This is a genomic window from Klebsiella sp. JN_Kp126 (genome assembly GCF_033843325.1).
GTDB lineage: Bacteria > Pseudomonadota > Gammaproteobacteria > Enterobacterales > Enterobacteriaceae > Klebsiella > Klebsiella michiganensis.
This window is the reverse complement of record NZ_JAWXQV010000096.1, coordinates 16,348-35,187: the sequence shown is the minus strand read 5'-3', so window position 1 is coordinate 35,187 and position 18,840 is coordinate 16,348. Positions and strand designations below refer to the sequence as shown.

The window sequence follows — 18,840 nt, the reverse complement described above, 5'->3', positions numbered from 1 at the left end:
GGAGAAACAAGATGTACACCGACCAAACGCTAGAATTCGAGAAAGTGGAAACTAGCAACGGTACCTTCAGAGACGAAATTATTCTCTTTCTGAAGAACAATGGATTAGGCATCGACGGCGACATTGAGCAATTTGTTGTCGCGCGCTGCCAGCGGCAGCTGGTTGCCTGCGCCGGGCTTGCGGGGAATACGTTAAAATGCATTGCGGTTGCCAGAGAGTGGCGCGGGACGGCGCTAGGCCTGAAAATCATTCATGAAGCGGAGCTGCAGGCTGTTCAGAACGGCGAACATCAGCTTTTTCTCCTGACGTGTCCGGATAATGTGCGGTCGTTCCAGGGATGCGGATTTTATCCTTTGGTCACCCTCGATAACAGGGCGACGCTGATGGAGAATTCGCCGGTTGGCATCCATCGCTACTGCCGCCAACTGCGGGGCCAGCATTTGGTGACGGCCGGAAATATCGGCGGGATTGTGATGAATGCAAATCCCTTTACGTTAGGGCACCAGTATCTGATTGAGCAGGCTGCAAAAGCGTGCGACTGGCTGCATGTCTTTGTCGTTGAGGAAGATCTGTCCACGTTTTCCTTTCGGCAACGGTTTGCCATGGTTCAGGAGGGGTCACGGCATCTGCCTAATATTACGGTCCATCCTGGCTCAAAATATATTATTTCTCGAGGAACATTCCCCGGTTACTTTCTCAAAGAAAAACAAATTATTAACGAGGTGTATGCCGCAATCGATTTGCTTATGTTCCGCCGTTACATTGCACCGGCTTTAAATATTAATCAGCGTTTTGTTGGTACTGAACCCTTCTGTAAGGTGACCGCGCAATATAATGACGCAATGCATCACTGGCTGGAGGATGAGATGACAATACCTGCCGCCAGTATCAAGGTGAATGAGATTCAGCGGATGACCGATATGAATAATCTTCCCATCTCCGCCTCTGCGGTCAGGAAATTGTTAAGTCACGAAGATATGCACACCGTTAAAAATATGGTGCCTGCGACTACGATGCCTTATTTATATAAATGGTTATCAGCGAATCAATCTAAGCAGCCCGATTTAGATATGGTTGATGCTTAATAAATCATTGTTCAGGATATTTATATGAAAATATTACATGCGGCAATCGCCGGGACACTGGAATCCAGCGACCTGGTTGTCAAAGTCAGCCCCTACGATGATGGGCTCGATATTACTATCAACAGCGAAGTGTACAAACAATTTGGTGAGCAGATTACGGCAGTGGTCAATGAAACACTTTCCGCATTAAACGTTACGCAGGGGCAAATTATTGTTGAGGATAAGGGCGCGCTGGACTGCGTTATCCGCGCCAGAATGCAGGCGGCGATTTTACGGGGAACGGCCAGCAGCGAAATTGTGTGGGAAAAATTATGATGAAAAAATTACGCCGTAGCATGCTTTTTTTACCGGGTTCAAGCGCCGCTATGCTTTCAACCGCCTTTATTTATAAACCCGATTCAATCATGTTTGACCTGGAAGATGCGGTCTCGTTGAAAGAGAAAGACAGCGCGCGGCTGCTGGTGTTCCATGCGCTACAGCATCCTATGTATAAAGATATTGAAACCGTTGTCAGGATTAATCCGCTGAATACGCCATTTGGCTTAAAAGACCTGGAAGCGGCGGTGCGCGCCGGCGTCGATGTTATCCGTTTACCCAAAACCGATACGCCGGAAGATATTTACCAGCTTGAGCGTGAAATTGTGCGTATTGAAGAGAGCTGCGGCCGCCCGGTGGGCTCTACGCAGCTGATGGCGGCGATTGAATCGGCGGTGGGGGTCATTAATGCCGTCGCTATCGCCAGGTCCTCTCAACGCCTGATGGGGATTGCGCTGGCGGCGTTTGATTACGTCATGGATATGCAAACGGAACGCGGCGACGGTACCGAGCTGTTTTACGCGCGCTGCGCGGTATTACATGCGGCCCGCGGGGCAGGTATTGATGCGTTTGACGTGGTCTATGCCGATATTAATGACGAGGCCGGCTTTTTGAAAGAAGTGGATTTGATTAAACGTATGGGCTTTAACGGTAAGTCGCTTATTAATCCGCGGCAGATAGAGATCTTACATAATGCCTATGCCCCCACTCAGGAAGAAGTTGATTACGCGGAGCGTGTTATTGCCGCGGCCGAAGAAGGGGAGCGTAGCGGACTTGGGGTGATTTCACTGAACGGCAAAATGATTGACGCGCCGATCATCAACCATGCCCGGGTGGTTATTGAACGTAAAAATGCCTCCGGCATCCGGCAATAATCTCCATTCAGTCACCAGCAACAGGATTTAACTATGAATCAATTAACCGAAGCCCTTCATAATATATCCGGCGCCCAGCACCAGTATGAGGTATTTTCCGGCGCAAATACCCATACGCCCTATCTTGCGGATACCCGGCAAAAATATCAGCGCAAACTTTTTGACACGCTGGATGAAGTTTTATCGCGCTGCGATTTACGCGATGGGATGACCGTTTCATTTCATCACGCCTTCCGCGAGGGTGATCAAGTGATTAACTACGTTATGGCCAGGCTGGCGGAAAAAGGCCTGCGAGGGCTGACGCTGGCGTCAAGTTCCCTGATGACCTGCAACGCGCCGCTGATCGAGCATATTAAACACGGCGTTATTAGCAAAATCTATACCTCCGGGATGCGCGGTGAATTAGCGGATGCGATTTCACACGGCCTGATGGAGGAGCCGGTACAGATCCACTCGCACGGCGGCAGGGTCAATCTGATTGAAAAGGGTGAAATTAATATTGATGTCGCGTTCCTGGCGGTCTCCTGCTGCGACGAATATGGCAATGCCAGCGGCAGCGGCGGCAAATCCCGATGCGGCTCGCTTGGCTACGCGATGGTCGATGCAAAATATGCCCGCAAGGTGGTTTTGCTGACGGAAAGCATTGAGCCGTTTCCGTATATGCCGGCCAGCATTATTCAGGATCAGGTTGATTATATTGTCAAAATCGACAGCGTAGGCGACCCGGCGAAAATCAGCGTTGGCGCCGCGCGCGTGACCAGCAATCCGCGAGAGCTGATGATCGCGCGGTCTGCTGCGGACGTCATTGAGCATTCCGGTTATTTTCGCGATGGCTTTTCTCTGCAAACGGGATCGGGCGCGGCGTCCACCGCCTGTACGCGATTCCTGGAATCCCGCATGAGGAAACACAATATCGTCGCCAGCTTTGCCTTAGGCGGCATTACCGGCAGTATTGTCGATCTGCATGAAAAGGGGCTGATTACTAAGCTGCTGGATACACAAAGTTTTGATGGCGCTGCGGGGGAGTCGCTGGCGAAAAATCCGCACCACGTTGAAATCTCGACCAGCGTTTACGCCAACCCGGCGGCGAAAGCCGCCTGCTGCGACCGCGTGGATATCGTCATCTTAAGCGCCCTGGAAATTGATACGGATTTTAACGTCAACGTTCTGACCGGCTCCGACGGCGTGATGCGCGGGGCATCGGGCGGACATTGCGATGTCGCGGCGGCGGCAAATTTAACTATCGTGGTCGCGCCCCTGATCCGCAGCCGCATTCCCACCGTCGTCAGGCACGTCACGACCCGCGTAACGCCGGGAGAGAGCATTGACGTGCTCGTCACCGACCACGGCATTGCCGTGAATCCTGCCCGTCCGGAAGTCAAAGAGAGGCTGACGGCGGCCGGTTTGCCGGTCGTTGACATCGAAGCGCTTTATCAGACATCGCTGGTAATTTCTGGCGAGCCGAAACCTATTGAGTTTACCTCGCGCATTGTCGGCGTCGTGCGTTATCGCGATGGCAGCGTCATTGATGTGGTAAGGCAGGTGAAAGAATGATCGGCGAAACAACAAACGCTTCCTGCGCCCCTCTCACCCTTGAGGAAGTCCTCAAAGCCAGAGAAGCGCGCGCGAGTGTACAACAGGCGTGGCTGCGCCGCTTCGAACAACCAATGGTATCCACCACGCTCGTCTGGCCCGGAGAGGTAAAAGATACGCCGCTTGCCCGGCAGGTTATGGCGGAGGCGACGGACGCGTTCAGCCAGCTGCTGCGGAAACATCGCTGGGGCGTTTCCAGACACGACGTTCGTTTTCAGCCCACCGGGCCCGAAGCGTTCTGGTCCGTAGCGGCGCCAGCCTGGATGATCAAGCACGTGACGGCGCATCTTGAAGATCATCATCCTCTCGGGCGTCTGTGGGATATCGATGTCTTTTGTCCCACATCCGGATTAATTAAGCGCAGCGCGATCCGACAGCCGATGCGCAAATGCTTCATTTGCAATGAGGCTGCCCACGTCTGTTCCCGTATGCGCCGCCATTCTCAGAATGAACTTGCGCAAGTGATTGAGGATTTAGCCTATGACTATTTTCGCGGTCAACGCTGAACGGGCTAAGCAACGGGAAAGCATCGCCTGGTTGGCTGCCGAGGCGATGTATCGGGAAGTGAGATTAACGCCAAAGCCCGGGCTGGTTGATGGCGAGAACAATGGCGCGCATCGTGATATGAACATTGCCCTGTTTATGGCCAGTATTCGCGCCGTCTCGCCCTGGTTTCCGCGCTTTTTTGCGCAGGGAAAGGCGACTGCGGATTTGCCTGCCCCGCAGACGCTATTGGCGATAAGGCCCACAGGACTGGCCTGCGAACAGGCGATGTTTAACGCCACGGGGGGAGTAAACACCCACAAAGGCGGCATTTTTTCCCTCGGCCTGCTTTGCGCCGCCGCTGGGCGCCTTGTTAAGCGCAACCAGATGCTTAGCCAGCGCAATCTGTGCGAGGAAACCCGCGCGATGTGCGCGGGCCTGGTTAGCCAGGAACTGAAAAGAAAGGGCCTCGCCAAAACCAAAGGCGAGCATATTTTTCAGCGCTTTGGGCTTAGCGGCGCGCGGGGTGAGGCTGAGAACGGCTTTTATACCGTCAGGCAGTTCGGGCTGCCGCAGTGGCAGAAAGCGCGGCGGGAGGGGTTATCTGAGCAGGATGCGCTGCTCAGGATGCTGCTGGCCCTGATGGCCTTCAACCCCGATACCAATGTGGTGTCCCGGGGCGGGCTGAGCGGCCTGCAGTATGTGCAGCGCTATGCGCAACGCGTTCTGAAGATAGAACACCTGGCGGGTGAAAAGCTCAGAAAAGCGCTGAGACACATGGATAAGGCGTTGATTGACAGAAATATTAGCCCTGGCGGCAGCGCGGATCTCCTTGCCGTTGGCTGGGTACTTTCCCATTACCCGGCCTGACGGGCGGTACTGAACGTGGAGAGGAAGGCTTTATGACTACCCAACGTCTGGAACAGCTCAGCGAGAAGTTGACGACTATTCTGGTGCCGGGCCTGCGAGACAGCGATGAGCATCACTGGCAAAGCTGTTGGAGTCGTCGTTTTCCTTTTTGGAAGCGGATAAGCCAGCGGAACTGGCTGGAGCCGGATATCGATGCCTGGGTATTCGCTATCCGTCGGGAGCTGGCTACCTGTCAGCGGCCGGCCGTGCTGGTCGGCCACAGCTTTGGGGCGCTCGCCGCATGTCGCCTGATTCAGACGCAAAAGGTGAACATCGCGGGTATCGTCATGGTTGCGCCTGCGGAGCCATCGCTCTTCGAACTGGACGAGGCGGTACTTCCCGAGAGGCTGCGGGTGCCCAGCCTCCTGTTTGCCAGCCGAAACGATCCGTTAATGACCTTTAAGCGAGCGCAGTACTGGGCGCAATGCTGGGGAGGGCGGTTAATCGATCTGGGTGACGCCGGACATATTAATGCTGAGTCCGGATTCGGGGAGTGGAATTATGGTCTGGAGCAGTTAGCAGAATTTTGTGAAGGCTTACCGCAATTTATTAAAAGTTAATTTTACCACCCGATATCGCTATTACATAAACAACCTTCAGATAAATAACATCTGAAACGGAGAGCATATGTTAGAAGCTTATAATAAGCATGTGGACGAACGCGCTGAAAAAAATATTCCACCGAAGCCGTTAACCGCTGAGCAAACGCAAGAATTAATTACATTACTGACCAGCAAGACCTGCGATGATAAACATGCCCTTGTACAGCTGTTAGCGCATCGCGTGCCGCCGGGCGTCGATCCGGCGGCGAAGATTAAAGCCGATTTTCTTTATCAGCAGATCAAAGAAGAAAACCCGGCGAGTATTATTGCGCCTCAGCAGGCTATTGAACTGCTGGGCACCATGCAGGGCGGTTATAATGTTCAACCGCTCATTCACTTACTGGACGATCCCCGCTGGGCCAGCAGCGCAGCGGAACAATTAAGCGCCACGCTGCTTATTTTTGAAAAATTTAAGGATGTGGAAGAAAAGGCGAAACAAGGAAATGCCTGGGCGCAAAAAGTGATTCAGTCATGGGCCGACGCCGAATGGTTTTTACGTCGTCCGGCGCTGCCGGAGAAGATCACGCTGAAAGTATTCAAAGTGACGGGGGAAACCAATACTGATGATTTGTCCCCTGCGCCCGAGGCATGGTCACGTCCGGATATTCCTCTGCATGCCTTGTCCATGTTGTGTCATCCGCGCGACGGCGTCAGCCCGGATGAACCGGGAAGCCGCGGGCCGATACGACAGCTAGAGCAGTTAAAGAAAGAGGGCTATCCGCTGGTCTACGTCGGCGATGTCGTCGGCACCGGCTCTTCGCGAAAATCGGCCACTAACTCTATTTTATGGCACCTTGGCAACGATATTCCATGGGTGCCGAATAAACGAAGCGGCGGCTTTGTTTTTGGCGGCAATATTGCGCCCATCTTTTTTAATACCCTGGAAGATTCCGGCGCGCTGCCCCTTGAAATGGATGTTTCCGCGCTATCCACGGGAATGCTGATTGATCTCTATCCGTATCGCGGGGAGATTTGCGAAACCCACAGCCAGCGTCCTGTTACCTCATTTTCCCTGAAAACGGACGTTCTGCTGGATGAAGTGCGCGCCGGAGGGCGCATCCCGCTGATTATTGGCCGCAGCCTGACGGCCAGAGCGCGGCAATCACTGAACCTTGCGCCCTCCGACGTTTTCCGCCGGCCGAAAGCGCCGGCACCCTCAGCCGCCGGCTTTACGCTGGCGCAGAAAATAGTGGGGAGAGCCTGCGGCGTTGCCGGGATCCGACCAGGACAGTACTGCGAGCCGCGAGTCACCACCGTCGGTTCGCAGGATACCACCGGAGGAATGACGCGCGATGAGCTTACCGATCTGGCCTGCCTGAATTTTTCCGCTGATTTGGTTATGCAGTCTTTCTGCCATACTTCGGCCTATCCCAAGCCGGTTGATGTGAAGCTGCATGAAACGCTGCCCGAGTTTATCAGCCGCCGAAACGGCGTGGCGCTGAAGCCGGGTGATGGCATTATCCACTCCTGGCTTAACCGTATGCTGATTCCTGATACCGTGGGGACCGGGGCGGATTCGCACACCCGTTTCCCGCTTGGCATCTCTTTTCCCGGGGGCTCCGGGCTGGTGGCCTTTGCTGCGGCAACGGGCATTATGCCGCTGGATATGCCGGAGTCCGTACTGGTCCGTTTTACGGGAGAGATGCAGCCGGGGATAACCCTGCGCGATCTGGTTCACGCTATTCCGCTCTATGCCCGCAAGCAGGGATTACTGACGGTGGAGAAAAAAAATAAGATCAATATTTTCTCCGGCCGTATCCTGGAAATCGAAGGGCTCGGGATGCTGAAAGCGGAGCAGGCCTTTGAACTGGCCGACGCCTCGGCCGAACGCTCCGCAGCGGCGTGCGTGCTGCGTCTGGAAGAGGAGAACGTGGCGGAATACCTGCGCTCCAATGCCACATTGCTACGCTGGATGATTAATCAGGGTTATGAAAATGCCGACACGCTGGCGCGGTGAATTGCGGAAATTGAGGCATGGCTGGCGAATCCGTCGCTGCTGGTGGCCGATGAGAACGCCGAATATGCCGCGGTGATTGAGATCGATCTCACGGAAATTACCGAACCCATCGTCTGTGCGCCGAACGATCCGGATGACGCCCGGCTGCTGTCGGAAGTCGCGCGTACGCCGATAGATGAGGTCTTTATTGGCTCCTGCATGACGAATATTGGCCATTTCCGCGCCGCCGGTAAAATTATTGCCGACGCCCGCGAGATACCCGTACGGCTGTGGCTGGCTCCGCCGACGAAAATGGATGCGCGTCAGCTTGCCAGTGAAGGCTACTTTAATCAGTTTATAAAAACGGGCGCCAGAATCGAACCCGCCGGCTGTTCACTGTGTATGGGGAACCAGGCGCGGGTACGTCAGGGCAGTTCCGTTGTTTCAACATCGACTCGTAACTTCCCGAATCGTCTGGGCACCGATGCGAACGTTTTTTTAGCATCGGCGGAGCTGAGCGCCGTGGCGGCGATGATAGGGAAAATGCCGACCGTTGAACAATATTTCTGGCACATGGATAAAATCAAAGCAACAAGGGACGATATTTATCGTTACCTGAACTTCGATCGGCTGCCAGAGTATCAGTCAACGAATGATGGAAAAAATATTATTAAAACATTCGCTGGCTAATTCTTTACTGCATTAAGCAATAACGGTGAATAGCTCACTTGTTCAGCGGAAGCTTCAGAAGAAAGAGGCTTCTGCTTTTAATGACACGGATTGTAGCCGAGGTGAAGCATGTTGAAGTCAAAGCTAATAAAAATAGCGGTGCTTATTTTTATTATTATATTAGCAATCATCATTCCACCCCCCGCGGGATTAACGAAAGAAGCCTGGATACTGGCCGGTATCTACCTGGCATCCATTATAGGTCTGGTGAGTAAGCCTTATCCTGAGCCGGTTATCATGCTGTCGGCGGTAGGCTTGTCGTGCTTAACGGTGGCACGATTTGATGACTCCCCCGTCAGGTCAATGGATGTACTGAGCGGTTTTTCCTCGGGAACGACATGGCTGGTATTTAGCGCGTTTACTTTGAGCGCCGCTTTTGTCACCACCGGATTAGGGAAACGTCTGGCGTACTGGTTTATTTTAAAGTTCGGTGGGACAACCCTGCGGCTGGGGTATGTCACGGCGCTGTTGGATTTAATGCTGTCACCGGCGACGCCCTCTAACACCGCACGCGCCGGCGGCGTCGTATTCCCGATTATCAATAGCATTGCCCTGGTGTTAGGTTCAACGCCAAAAGAGAGTCCGCGTCAGGCCGGACGTTATCTGATGGTGAATATCTATATGGTGACTAAAACCACCAGCTATATGTTTTTGACCGCGTTTGCCGGAAATGCCTTAGCGTTACAGTTAATTTCCGATATTTTTCATATCCGCATAAGCTGGGTAGGGTGGGCTCTGGCGGGGGTACCGCTTGGGCTATTGATGTTAGCCGTCATTCCTTATATCACCTACAAAATAGTGCGCCCGCAATTAAAAGAAATAGACAATGTAAAAATAGCCACTGCGGGCCTGAATAACCTGGGGCCCATCAGTTCGAAAGAGAAAGGGCTGATCGTGGTCTTTATCTCCGCACTCTCCGGCTGGATATTTTCTCATTATCTGGGGCTGAATGAATCCTCCGTTGCGGTGATTGCCATGGCTGGCGCTTTGCTCACGAATGTCATTTGCTGGAATGATGTGCTGCAAAATAAGGGCGGCTGGAATACGTTAATCTGGTACGGCGGCATTATTGGACTGAGTGCGACCTTAAGCAAAGAGGGATTTTTTAAATGGCTTGCCGCCTTTATGTCCGAGCATCTGGATTTCCTCGGCGCCGGTAACACGACCATTGTGATTATTGTTTTTTTAAGCATCGTCGTGCGCTATTTATTCGCCTCCGGCGGTGCATACGTCGCGGCTATGGTTCCCGTCTTCGCCACCGTCGGACTGGTTACCGGAACGGCGCCTGCGCTGCTGGCGCTCGCCATCCTGTTTTCTAACTCTTACGGGGGCTGTATCACGCACTATGGCGGTGCCGCCGGGCCGATTATCTTTGCCGCCGGTTATAACGATATTAAATCCTGGTGGTTAACCGGGACCATAATCGCTTTATTAACGTTTCTGCTGCATATGGTTGTCGGCATTCCGTGGTGGGGCTTTTTGATTCAGCACGGAATACTCTGAGGCCAGCCTTGTTTTTTATTACCTGACGGCTCGCGATATAACGAAAAAACCCCGACATGATGTCAGGGTTTTTTAACTGGCGTGAGTCCATCATCGGCAGCGAAGCTGAAATCTACCGCCAGCGAATAAAGCGCAGCTTAGATGGCGAAGACGTTACCGGCAGAAGGGCCTTTCTGGCCATCTTCAATGGTGAATTCGACTTTCTGGCCTTCGTTCAGGGTCTTAAAACCGCCGCCCTGGATAGCGGAAAAATGTACAAATACATCTTTGCTACCGTTGTCCGGGGTGATGAAACCAAAGCCTTTCGACTCATTAAACCATTTTACTAAACCAGTCATTTTATTAGACATTGATAATACCTCAACATATCTGAGCCTTACGGCGAAAAGGTTTCGCACAGAATCTAATTAATAACGATAAGGAGACTCAAAAGGAAGAATTATCAACGGATAACACTTAAGATGAGGACTGCTTTACTGAACCGCTTTATTATGTCTGTGTACTTAACCGACTAATCATTAGTCACATACTTCACCGCGGATAGCAAGACTTATTTCAATTGATATTGCCGGGGCGGAGGGTGATACGGGAAGAGGGGGGAGTGATTCACCAGCGACTTATTGATGACGTAATGATAATAACTTTCAGTATTTCATTGGGTTAACTCGATTTTTGGTTACGGTGACGTGGATGAATCTGCAGAGAATGTTTTTTTATTTTTCCGAACAGGCTCACCCGGCGGTGAAGCCATATCACCGGTCGCAGCGCGATTAATTTAGGCCGTTTCTCATTATTTATCCCCATCGGGGTATCTGGACGGCTAAAATTTCATTTGCTTATTAATGGTATTCATGCCTTAATGAAATTATTAATCCGAAAAAACGCATGCACTTAAAAATTTTACCGGCCCGTTCTCATTACCAGGCGCTATCGCTGATACCCCCTTTCTTTTGAGTCCATACGTTTAATCCGACACGTTTTCTGTCAATTACCTGATGCGCAACTGGAGTCAGTATGTCCTCAAGAATTAAAGGTCTGGTCAAGTGGTATAATGAGTCGAAGGGATTTGGTTTCATTTCACCTCTCGATGGCGGTAAAGATATCTCGGTCCATTGCTCGGCGCTGCGTGGTGATAATTTTAATACCCTGTTTGAAGGCCAGAAAGTTGAATATGCCATACTCCATAGAGATGACAAAGGCCCTGCCGCCACCCATGTCATACTGTGCGATAAATAACGATTTATAGCGTTACGCCCGCGATAGCGAAAGCCGTGCTGGCGATATCACGACGGCCTGTCCCAGGATTTTTCTCCCTTATTCCATGTCCTGTCCCTGAGCGCAACGACAGCCGCGTTGCGTACGGTTTTTCTTATCCGGCGATGCGGCAGAAATGCGTTCAACGGATTCTGGAAGCGCGTACAATTCATCGGCTTTTAGTCAGTATTTAAATCCGATGACAGGGGATAGTGATGGTCAGACGCTTTTTGGTGTGTTTCTTCATGCTGTGCGCATGCTCAGCCTATGCCGCTAACGGCGGGAATGGCGGCGACGGCGGGAATGGGAATAACTCGGATGGGGGCAATGGCTCTGATGGCAGCGCGACCGCGTCGGGACGCGATGGTTGCCCCGGCGGAACGCAGCCTGACTCGTCCGGAAAATTTTATCTTCCAGGCACAAAAGAGCCGTGCAATCCGGGCAAGCAGGATGCCATGAAAAGCGCGCGCCATTAGCCTTAACAGCCGCTGTTTAGCGGCTGACGACAAGACCGCCGAACGAGTGAGGCAAGCGAGTCTAAAGCGCGGCGACATCCTTTCCCTTAACGCAGCGTAAAACTCGTCTTGTCGTTCCAGCTGCGCTCGTACCAACCTCGTGCTATTTAATATGGCGCGGGGTGTTTTCCCCTTTCCGACGTTGTTTAATGCACCGCGTAATCATGACGAAAAAGACGGGGACAAAGAAGATAGCCAGCACCGTTGCGCTTATCATACCCCCGAAGACGCCCGTTCCCAGGGCATGCTGGGTCGTGTCGCTCGCCCCGCTGGCCAGCATCAGCGGTACGACGCCTAATGTAAATGCCAGCGAGGTCATGAGTATGGGGCGTAAGCGCTGCGTTGAGGCGAGTAATGTTGCATCCACCACGTTCATTCCCTGGCTCATCAGTTGTCTGGCAAATTCCACAATCAGAATCGCATTTTTAGCGGAAAGGCCAATCAGGGTTATCAGGCCCACTTTAAAAAAGACATCGTTGGTCATATTCGCCACCGTCACGGCCACAACCGCGCCGAGCAGGCCGAGAGGAACCACAAGCATTACCGCGAAGGGAATCGACCAGCTTTCATAGAGTGCGGCCAGCACCATAAATACGACCAGCACCGAGAGTATTATCAGCCCCGGCAGCTGTGACGCGGACTGCTTTTCCTGTAACGAACTCCCCGCCCATTCTCCGGCGAAACCCGCCGGCAACTGGTCCGCCAGCTTCTCCATCGCCATTATTGCGCTACCCGTGGACTCGCCCGCGGCGGCGCTTCCGCTAATGCGTATGGCCGGATATCCCTGATAGCGGTTGAGCTGCTGCGGGGCAACGTTCCAGGAGAGCGTCACAAACGCCGCCAAAGGAAGCATCTGCCCCGAGCGGTTCTTCACCGACAGCGTCAATAACTGCTGCGGTTGCATACGGTAGGGCGCATCCGCCTGAACGATCACCTGTTGAACCCGGCCATTATTGGTATAGTCATTGACGTAACTGGAGCCCGTTGCGACGGAAATCGTTTGGTTAATCTCATCAAACGGTACGCCCATCGCTTCCGCCTTTTCCCTGTCGACGTTAAGCATTAGGCTGCTCCCTTCAGGGAGCCCATCGATATAGACATCGTTCAACAGGTGACTCTGGTTCGCACGCTTTACCAGCTCATCCGCTGCCTTTTTCAGGGCCGGATAGCCCTTGCCGCCACGGTCCTGCAAATACCAGGTAAACCCGGATGAGGTCCCCATGTCGGAGATAGCCGGAGGGAGCAGGCTCATCGTGACGGCATCGGGAACGCTTTCCATACTGCTTTGAATATACTCTGCTTCACCCTGGGCGGTCGCGCCCTCGCGATTTTTCCAGTCCTTCAAGGTGGTGAAAGCCATGGCAGAGTTCTGCCCTGAGCCTGAAAACCCAAATCCCAGGATCATGATGTTGCTTTCAACGGCCTGCCGCGCGGCAATTTCATCTTCAAATCGTTGTACCACCTTAAGCGTACGCTGCATCGTAGCGTCGGAAGGGAGCTGGATCGACGACATAAAGTAACCCTGATCTTCATCCGGTAAAAATGACGAAGGTAATGAGGATAGACCGGCATACAGCGCGAGACAGAGCGCGGTATACAGCAGCATCATGCGTCCGGTCCGTTTCAGAACAAACCCGAGCCCGGAGGCGTAAAATGAGGAGAGGCGGTGAAAACGGGCGTTAAACCACGCGGAAAACCTGCCGCCTTTGCTCCGGTCAGGCTGATGCGGCCGAAGTAACGTAGCGCAAAGGGCAGGGGTGAGCGTCAGCGCCAGGAATGCCGATAATAAAATGGATACTGCCATAGAAATGCAGAATTGCCGGTAAATAATCCCTACCGACCCGTCGGCAAAACCCATGGGAATAAATACCGCGGTCAGCACCAGCGTAATACCCATAATGGCCGGGGTGATTTCACTCATCGCTTCCCGCGTGGCCTGCTTCGGGGAGAGCCCCTTTTCTTCCATGAGGCGCTCAACGTTCTCCACAACAACAATAGCGTCATCAACAATGATGCCGATTGCCAGCACCATGCCGAACATGGTCAGGATATTGATGGTATAGCCGCTAAGCAGCATCACCGTTAAGGTGCCCAGCAGCGCCACCGGGGCTACGATTGCGGGGATAAACGTGCAGCGGATTTTGTGCAGAAACAGCAGCATAACGAGAAACACCAGCACCATTGCTTCGGCAAAGGTCTCCACCACCTTCAAAATAGAAAGCTTCACAAAGGGGGCGGTATCAAACGGAACCGTGAACGCCATTGCTTCAGGAAGCACGCCTGAAAGCTCCGCCAGCCGCGCGCGGACCCCCGATGCCGTGCCGATCGCATTTGCGCCGGGAGAGAGCTGAATAGCGGCAGCCGTGGCGGGAACGCCGTTTTCTCGTATGCCAAAAGCATAGCTTTGTAACCCGGACTCCACGCGCGCAATATCAGCCAACTTTAGCCGTGCGCCAGTCACCTCAGATTTTAAGGTAATGTTGCGAAACGCCTCAACCGATGAGAGCTGACCTTTAACGGTTATCGGATAAGTAACGGCCTGCTGCGGCGTCGTTGGTTCATCTCCCGTTCTGCCGGGAGAAACAATCACGTTTTGTTGGCCGACAGCGCTCACCACGTCCGTGACGGAAAGCCCGTAACCGTGGAGCTTTATAGGATCCAGCCAGATACGCAGCGCTTTTTCCCCGCCGAAGAGCTGGACTTTGCCAACGCCAGGGACGCGGCGCAGCTCATCGATCACATTGCGAGCAAAATAGTCGCTTAAATCAGCCTCCTGATACTCTCCCGTCGGGGATTTTAACCCCACCATCATCAGAAAGCCGGAATTGGCCGCCTCAACCGTTATGCCATTTTGCCTTACCGCCTGTGGTAAACGCGGCTCGACGATTTTAATCTGGTTTTGCAGATCCATCTGCGCGAGCTTAACGTCCGTTCCCGGCCTGAAGGTTACCGTAATGGAAGCCATGCCGGTGGTATCGCTGGTGGATTCAAAATAAAGCAAATTATCCACGCCAGAAATCTCGCGCTCGATAAGTGAAACAACAGACGTATTCATCACATCCGGGCTGGCCCCCGGATAGCTGAGCGAAATAATAATGCCCGGCGGTGCGACGGCAGGATATTGCGCAACCGGCAGGCGCGGAATGGACAATATTCCCGTCAGCACGATAAACAGCGCGACCACCCAGGCGAAAATAGGACGTTCAATAAAAAAGTGCGGCATCAGATAGACATCCAGTCAACAAACAAAAAGGTCAGTAAATTCAGGATGACCGCTCGGTTTCCCGGGGCCTATCCTCCGGTAAACTCGTGCGATAGCGTCATCCAGGCGGCAACGTTCGAGCAATTGTCTCCTGCGCGAATGGCATATATCGCCATCCGGCCAGAACGAGGCCGAGGAGGAAGAGGCTAAGTCTAAATGCGCGATGTTGACCGCCAATGGCCGATTTATGGAGGGAGTGTGTATGCATATTCCCGGTTAATCTTATGAACGCGGCTGCCGCACTCGGCTAAAGAGGGCTATCTTTCTCATGGCCTAAAATCAAATCATCCGCATCAATAAATACGCCGGAGAACCGCAGAAAACGATCAGCAAAAAGCACTCATAATAAAAGACAATATCATATATGTCGGGTACGATATTCAAAAGTATATTAAATACAACAATGCTATAAATAAATATTAATACCAGCCAGAAGACGATAATCGCTAATTCTCTTAACGCGCCAGGTTTCTTTTGGAATATAAACGCCAGGACTGAGACGGTGATGCTGGCATGGACCAATGGCGATGACAGCGTCGTGGAAGCTACCTTTTCATCAATGGCATGTACCAGGTATAACCATAAATAAAGTAACGCCCATGCTGTCAGGGAAAATATAAAGGCAGCGAGAACTTTTTCACGACGAATATTACTTAAGCTTTCCATAATGTTTTCTCTGACAGGGGCCCACATCAGTTGCCTGGCGAGCTGAATTCTCAGGCGTGCGTGTCACACTCACGCTTTCACTTTTCTTCCTCGATGAAGGATTGTCGCAGCGGTATGTTGATTGTTTATTTCGTGATTGTGTAGCCAGTATGGAGACGCGTTCCGCGTGCTTTATATCGGCAGGAAAAAATGCGGCGTGTGCAACTTTTTAACTCCGGGCTTGTCACATTGCTTTTAACAGGGAAAATATCCACTCGCGGCTGGTGCCTGAGATTAGGTTGTAGAACGTTTAAACAAGTACGGCATAAAATCTTTTTAAGATAAAATAAAATCTATTATCGGTAATGTGGAAACTAAAATGAACAAAAGCAATCTGATAATTATCGCCGAGGATGACGATGAAATTGCCGCTATTCTGACAGGCTATTTACATCGGGCGGGAATGAAAACCTGTCGGGCGGAGGACGGCGAGCAGGCGATAAATCTTACCCGTCTGCATAAACCGGACCTCGTGTTACTGGATATCCATCTACCCGTTTATGATGGCTGGAACGTGCTGACGACCTTACGCAAAGAGACTAACGTGCCGGTTATCATGGTGACCGCGCTTGATCAGGACGTCGATAAACTGATGGGACTGAGGCTCGGCGCAGATGACTACGTGATAAAACCGTTTAATCCCTCCGAGGTGATCGCCAGAGTGGAAGCGGTACTCCGCAGAACCCGGCCGAATGCGGAAGTCGCCAATTCAAGGCCATTAAGATTGCCGTTTCTGACCATTTATCCCGATGAATTTTATGTGGAAATTACCGTCGAGAATAAGATTGTCACCCCGGTGTTGACCACCACCGAATTTAAGCTTTTGACCTACCTGGCGCGCAGTCCGCGAAAGGTGTGCTCACGCGAAGAGTTACTCGATGCCTGCCTGCCCGAGGGGGATTCACTTGATCGAACCGTTGATAGCCATATGAGTAAACTGCGGAAAAAGCTTGAACACGCGGGGCTCAAAGGCATCCCGGAGAGCATCAGAGGAGTGGGCTATCGGTTAGGTGAGAAAAAATGAACAAAGAAACGATTCTGAGCCGTCAGATATTGACCTATATGCTGTCGTTAACCTTCATTATTATCGCTATCGCCGTGGTGGGCTCTTATCTATTTTATAGCTTCTTGATTGACTACCTGCCGGGAGGCGCCGTCTCCGGGAGCGAAGATGATATGACCTTGCTGGACTGGCTGTGGATCATGATAGCTTCAGTCACCAGTCTGGTGGTATCGCTGTTTTTTACCGTGAAACTCTCTGCCAGAATATTGACGCCGCTAAATGCCGTTGCCCAGAGCCTGAAACAAATTTCGCAGGGCAATCTTGGCGCAAGAGCGTCCGGAACCAGCTCTCAGCTGGGCGAGATTAATAATCTTGTTAATGATTTCAATGAAATGGCGGAAAAGCTGCAGACCCTCGACGTTCAGCGAAATCTGTGGAACGCGGCCATCGCTCACGAACTCAGAACTCCCGTCACTATTCTGCGCGGAAGGCTTCAGGGGCTGGTCGAAGGGGTGTTTGAGCCAGAGCCTGCGCTATTCAGAAACCTGCTGAGACAAACGGAAGGCCTGACTAATTTAATCGAGGATCTGCGGGTCGTAAGTTCCTCCGGCGGCGCCGGCTATACGCTGACGCTCAGCGAGGTCGATCTCGAAGCGACGATTACCAGCGCGCTTGACACTTTTTTACCGGAGTTTCGCAGCAAGCGGTTCACCCTTATCACTGAACTCAAGCAGCAGTTGTGCGTTTGCGATCCTTTGCGTATGACGCAGTGCCTGACGGTACTGTTCGATAATGCGTTAAAATATTCCACCTCCCGAACTTTGCTGGTAAAGAATGGAACCTCTGGCAAAGAAAATTATATTCTGGTTCAGGATCGCGGTCCCGGAATTCCTGAAGAACTCCAGCGGCTGTTATTTGAACCTTTTCAGCGCGGAGAATATGCCAGACATATTAATCCTCAAGGCTGCGGATTGGGATTATCGGTCGTCAAAGCGATTATGCTCGCTCACGGCGGCAGCGTGAGCTATCGGTTGTCACGAGAAAATCACTCGATTTTTAAATTATCATGGCCCGTCAACCTGCCCTGACAAAACAGGCTCAATTGAGCCTGTTTCTGGAGACATCAGTGCCACATGTCCCCGAGCTTAGCATCCCATATCGCCGGTGTGATATTAAGTTTACCTCGCTTCGGACTTAATGTTATTTCACTGAAATAGATTTCATTTTCTTTTAGCATCAGATCGACACGGCAGTAGTCAATCTCTTTTGCCAATTCCTGCGCGGCAGTGACGGCGCGATGAAAGGATTCGGGTTCAGGTACCGGCCCCGGCGTGTTTGGATATTCCATCTGAAAAGGCTGCAGCCGCCACGATCTGTCATAGACATTAATATATTCGCGCCCCTGTTTATCGGTGAAATCAGCCTCCACAAAGCAGGCTACCCCATGAAAACAGTGTATTCTTAACATTTCAGGCGTAACGTTCTTATCTCGGTCAGAAAATAAGTCGATAAACATCTCACAGAGAATAACCGGGGCAATATGCTTATATTGCCACTCTCGGGTTGTGTAATACATATTCTTTTTGAGCGCCAGCTTGAGTCGGTTTAAGGTATTGGCCGGATTAAAATTGTCTCTGTCGGTGCATATAACGGTGCTGCCGCAGTCATGATTGCACTTCAACACGAATTTTGCCGGGAGTCTGCTAAAATCAATATCCTCTGCGCGGTGGTAAACGCCAATTAACGGTATCACCTGCACAAGCTGCGTTCGTGTACGGACATATTCTCTGACCGCCAGTTTGTCGGCCAGCAGAGTATAAAGGGCGTTATGATCGAAGACGAGGCGGTGGCATATCTTCTCACTCAGCGTGATAGGTTTTTTGAGATTGGCAAAGGTTTGCGACGCTTTGTTGAGTTTGGCAGTATGAAAGTAAAGATCCGAAGTCATCATTCCCCGGCATTTTCTGAATAAGTATTCGACGTATTTAAGAGAGTAGTTCAGCTTGTTCATGGTTCCTCCTGAGCGTAATGAATATTCTGACGAAGGAGGATTGAGTGATATTGTTCAGAT

Annotated in this window: 15 protein-coding genes and 1 pseudogene; 12 read left to right on the top strand and 4 right to left on the bottom strand. The window is 51.9% G+C overall.

Features of this window, described 5'->3' with window-relative positions:
- Positions 1 to 11: 11 nt before the first annotated feature.
- The 9 genes and pseudogenes from citC to SIK97_RS27210 all read left to right on the top strand — a co-directional run bounded on the left by citC (position 12) and on the right by SIK97_RS27210 (position 10,030).
- Positions 12 to 1,085 (top strand): [citrate (pro-3S)-lyase] ligase, encoded by a 1,074-nt coding sequence (gene citC, locus SIK97_RS27250; RefSeq protein WP_047724133.1) that lies wholly within the window; start codon positions 12 to 14, stop codon positions 1,083 to 1,085.
- Between the two features lie 24 nt (positions 1,086 to 1,109).
- Entirely contained in the window at positions 1,110 to 1,400 is a 291-nt protein-coding gene (gene citD, locus SIK97_RS27245) for a citrate lyase acyl carrier protein (RefSeq protein ID WP_032749693.1), read from the top strand.
- Positions 1,400 to 2,275, top strand: coding sequence for a citrate (pro-3S)-lyase subunit beta (citE, locus tag SIK97_RS27240; protein WP_014228729.1), 876 nt, complete (start codon positions 1,400 to 1,402; stop codon positions 2,273 to 2,275). The genes citD and citE overlap by 1 nt, the downstream gene beginning before the upstream one ends.
- A gap of 33 nt (positions 2,276 to 2,308) precedes the next feature.
- Entirely contained in the window at positions 2,309 to 3,829 is a 1,521-nt protein-coding gene (citF, locus tag SIK97_RS27235; RefSeq protein ID WP_014228730.1) for a citrate lyase subunit alpha, read from the top strand.
- Entirely contained in the window at positions 3,826 to 4,374 is a 549-nt protein-coding gene (citX, locus tag SIK97_RS27230; RefSeq protein WP_014228731.1) for a citrate lyase holo-[acyl-carrier protein] synthase, read from the top strand. Before citF ends, citX begins: the two co-directional genes overlap by 4 nt.
- Positions 4,349 to 5,221 (top strand): triphosphoribosyl-dephospho-CoA synthase CitG, encoded by an 873-nt coding sequence (gene citG, locus SIK97_RS27225; RefSeq protein ID WP_047724132.1) that lies wholly within the window; start codon positions 4,349 to 4,351, stop codon positions 5,219 to 5,221. Before citX ends, citG begins: the two co-directional genes overlap by 26 nt.
- A gap of 32 nt (positions 5,222 to 5,253) precedes the next feature.
- The gene (locus SIK97_RS27220) at positions 5,254 to 5,820 is read left to right on the top strand and encodes an RBBP9/YdeN family alpha/beta hydrolase (RefSeq protein WP_047724131.1); all 567 of its coding nucleotides are present in this window, start codon (positions 5,254 to 5,256) and stop codon (positions 5,818 to 5,820) included.
- Positions 5,821 to 5,887: 67 nt separating this feature from the next.
- A pseudogene (gene acnB, locus SIK97_RS27215) lies at positions 5,888 to 8,488 on the top strand (bifunctional aconitate hydratase 2/2-methylisocitrate dehydratase).
- A gap of 108 nt (positions 8,489 to 8,596) precedes the next feature.
- Entirely contained in the window at positions 8,597 to 10,030 is a 1,434-nt protein-coding gene (locus SIK97_RS27210; RefSeq protein ID WP_057173553.1) for an anion permease, read from the top strand.
- 137 nt (positions 10,031 to 10,167) lie between these two features.
- On the opposite strand, the gene cspA is transcribed toward SIK97_RS27210, so the two are convergent.
- Positions 10,168 to 10,380, bottom strand: coding sequence for an RNA chaperone/antiterminator CspA (gene cspA, locus SIK97_RS27205; RefSeq protein ID WP_004849644.1), 213 nt, complete (start codon positions 10,378 to 10,380; stop codon positions 10,168 to 10,170).
- A 664-nt stretch (positions 10,381 to 11,044) separates the two neighbouring features.
- On the opposite strand from cspA, the gene SIK97_RS27200 reads away from it, so the two are divergent.
- Positions 11,045 to 11,266 carry a cold shock domain-containing protein gene (locus tag SIK97_RS27200; RefSeq protein ID WP_004849645.1) on the top strand — a complete coding sequence of 74 codons (222 nt, stop codon included), beginning with the start codon at positions 11,045 to 11,047 and terminating at the stop codon, positions 11,264 to 11,266.
- A gap of 636 nt (positions 11,267 to 11,902) precedes the next feature.
- On the opposite strand, the gene SIK97_RS27195 is transcribed toward SIK97_RS27200, so the two are convergent.
- Together SIK97_RS27195 and SIK97_RS27190 are read right to left on the bottom strand one after the other, a co-directional pair.
- The gene (locus SIK97_RS27195; RefSeq protein ID WP_057173551.1) at positions 11,903 to 15,022 is read right to left on the bottom strand and encodes a multidrug efflux RND transporter permease subunit; all 3,120 of its coding nucleotides are present in this window, start codon (positions 15,020 to 15,022) and stop codon (positions 11,903 to 11,905) included.
- 318 nt (positions 15,023 to 15,340) lie between these two features.
- The gene (locus SIK97_RS27190) at positions 15,341 to 15,727 is read right to left on the bottom strand and encodes a hypothetical protein (RefSeq protein WP_057173574.1); all 387 of its coding nucleotides are present in this window, start codon (positions 15,725 to 15,727) and stop codon (positions 15,341 to 15,343) included.
- 358 nt (positions 15,728 to 16,085) lie between these two features.
- Here SIK97_RS27190 and SIK97_RS27185 point away from each other — a divergent pair, with 358 nt between their 5' ends.
- Both SIK97_RS27185 and SIK97_RS27180 read left to right on the top strand, forming a co-directional pair.
- Positions 16,086 to 16,790, top strand: a complete 705-nt coding sequence (locus tag SIK97_RS27185; RefSeq protein WP_004131145.1) for a response regulator — start codon at positions 16,086 to 16,088, stop codon at positions 16,788 to 16,790.
- Positions 16,787 to 17,857: an ATP-binding protein gene (locus SIK97_RS27180; protein ID WP_014228739.1), complete on the top strand. Its 1,071-nt coding sequence runs from the start codon at positions 16,787 to 16,789 to the stop codon at positions 17,855 to 17,857. The genes SIK97_RS27185 and SIK97_RS27180 overlap by 4 nt, the downstream gene beginning before the upstream one ends.
- A 35-nt stretch (positions 17,858 to 17,892) precedes the next feature.
- Here the strand turns inward: SIK97_RS27180 and SIK97_RS27175 are convergent, their stop codons facing one another.
- Entirely contained in the window at positions 17,893 to 18,780 is an 888-nt protein-coding gene (locus tag SIK97_RS27175; protein ID WP_014228740.1) for an ATP-grasp fold amidoligase family protein, read from the bottom strand.
- Positions 18,781 to 18,840: the final 60 nt, after the last annotated feature.

What these genes read in the sequence shown, in the direction of transcription:
- SIK97_RS27180 (WP_014228739.1), top strand. Translation starts at nt 16,787, where the DNA reads ATGAACAAAGAAACGATTCTGAGCCGTCAGATATTGACCTATATGCTG.
- citG (WP_047724132.1), top strand. Translation starts at nt 4,349, where the DNA reads ATGACTATTTTCGCGGTCAACGCTGAACGGGCTAAGCAACGGGAAAGC.
- cspA (WP_004849644.1), bottom strand. Translation starts at nt 10,380, where the DNA reads ATGTCTAATAAAATGACTGGTTTAGTAAAATGGTTTAATGAGTCGAAA.
- citD (WP_032749693.1), top strand. Translation starts at nt 1,110, where the DNA reads ATGAAAATATTACATGCGGCAATCGCCGGGACACTGGAATCCAGCGAC.
- citE (WP_014228729.1), top strand. Translation starts at nt 1,400, where the DNA reads ATGAAAAAATTACGCCGTAGCATGCTTTTTTTACCGGGTTCAAGCGCC.
- citC (WP_047724133.1), top strand. Translation starts at nt 12, where the DNA reads ATGTACACCGACCAAACGCTAGAATTCGAGAAAGTGGAAACTAGCAAC.
- SIK97_RS27220 (WP_047724131.1), top strand. Translation starts at nt 5,254, where the DNA reads ATGACTACCCAACGTCTGGAACAGCTCAGCGAGAAGTTGACGACTATT.
- citX (WP_014228731.1), top strand. Translation starts at nt 3,826, where the DNA reads ATGATCGGCGAAACAACAAACGCTTCCTGCGCCCCTCTCACCCTTGAG.
- SIK97_RS27195 (WP_057173551.1), bottom strand. Translation starts at nt 15,022, where the DNA reads ATGCCGCACTTTTTTATTGAACGTCCTATTTTCGCCTGGGTGGTCGCG.
- SIK97_RS27175 (WP_014228740.1), bottom strand. Translation starts at nt 18,780, where the DNA reads ATGAACAAGCTGAACTACTCTCTTAAATACGTCGAATACTTATTCAGA.
- SIK97_RS27200 (WP_004849645.1), top strand. Translation starts at nt 11,045, where the DNA reads ATGTCCTCAAGAATTAAAGGTCTGGTCAAGTGGTATAATGAGTCGAAG.
- SIK97_RS27185 (WP_004131145.1), top strand. Translation starts at nt 16,086, where the DNA reads ATGAACAAAAGCAATCTGATAATTATCGCCGAGGATGACGATGAAATT.
- SIK97_RS27190 (WP_057173574.1), bottom strand. Translation starts at nt 15,727, where the DNA reads ATGGAAAGCTTAAGTAATATTCGTCGTGAAAAAGTTCTCGCTGCCTTT.
- citF (WP_014228730.1), top strand. Translation starts at nt 2,309, where the DNA reads ATGAATCAATTAACCGAAGCCCTTCATAATATATCCGGCGCCCAGCAC.
- SIK97_RS27210 (WP_057173553.1), top strand. Translation starts at nt 8,597, where the DNA reads ATGTTGAAGTCAAAGCTAATAAAAATAGCGGTGCTTATTTTTATTATT.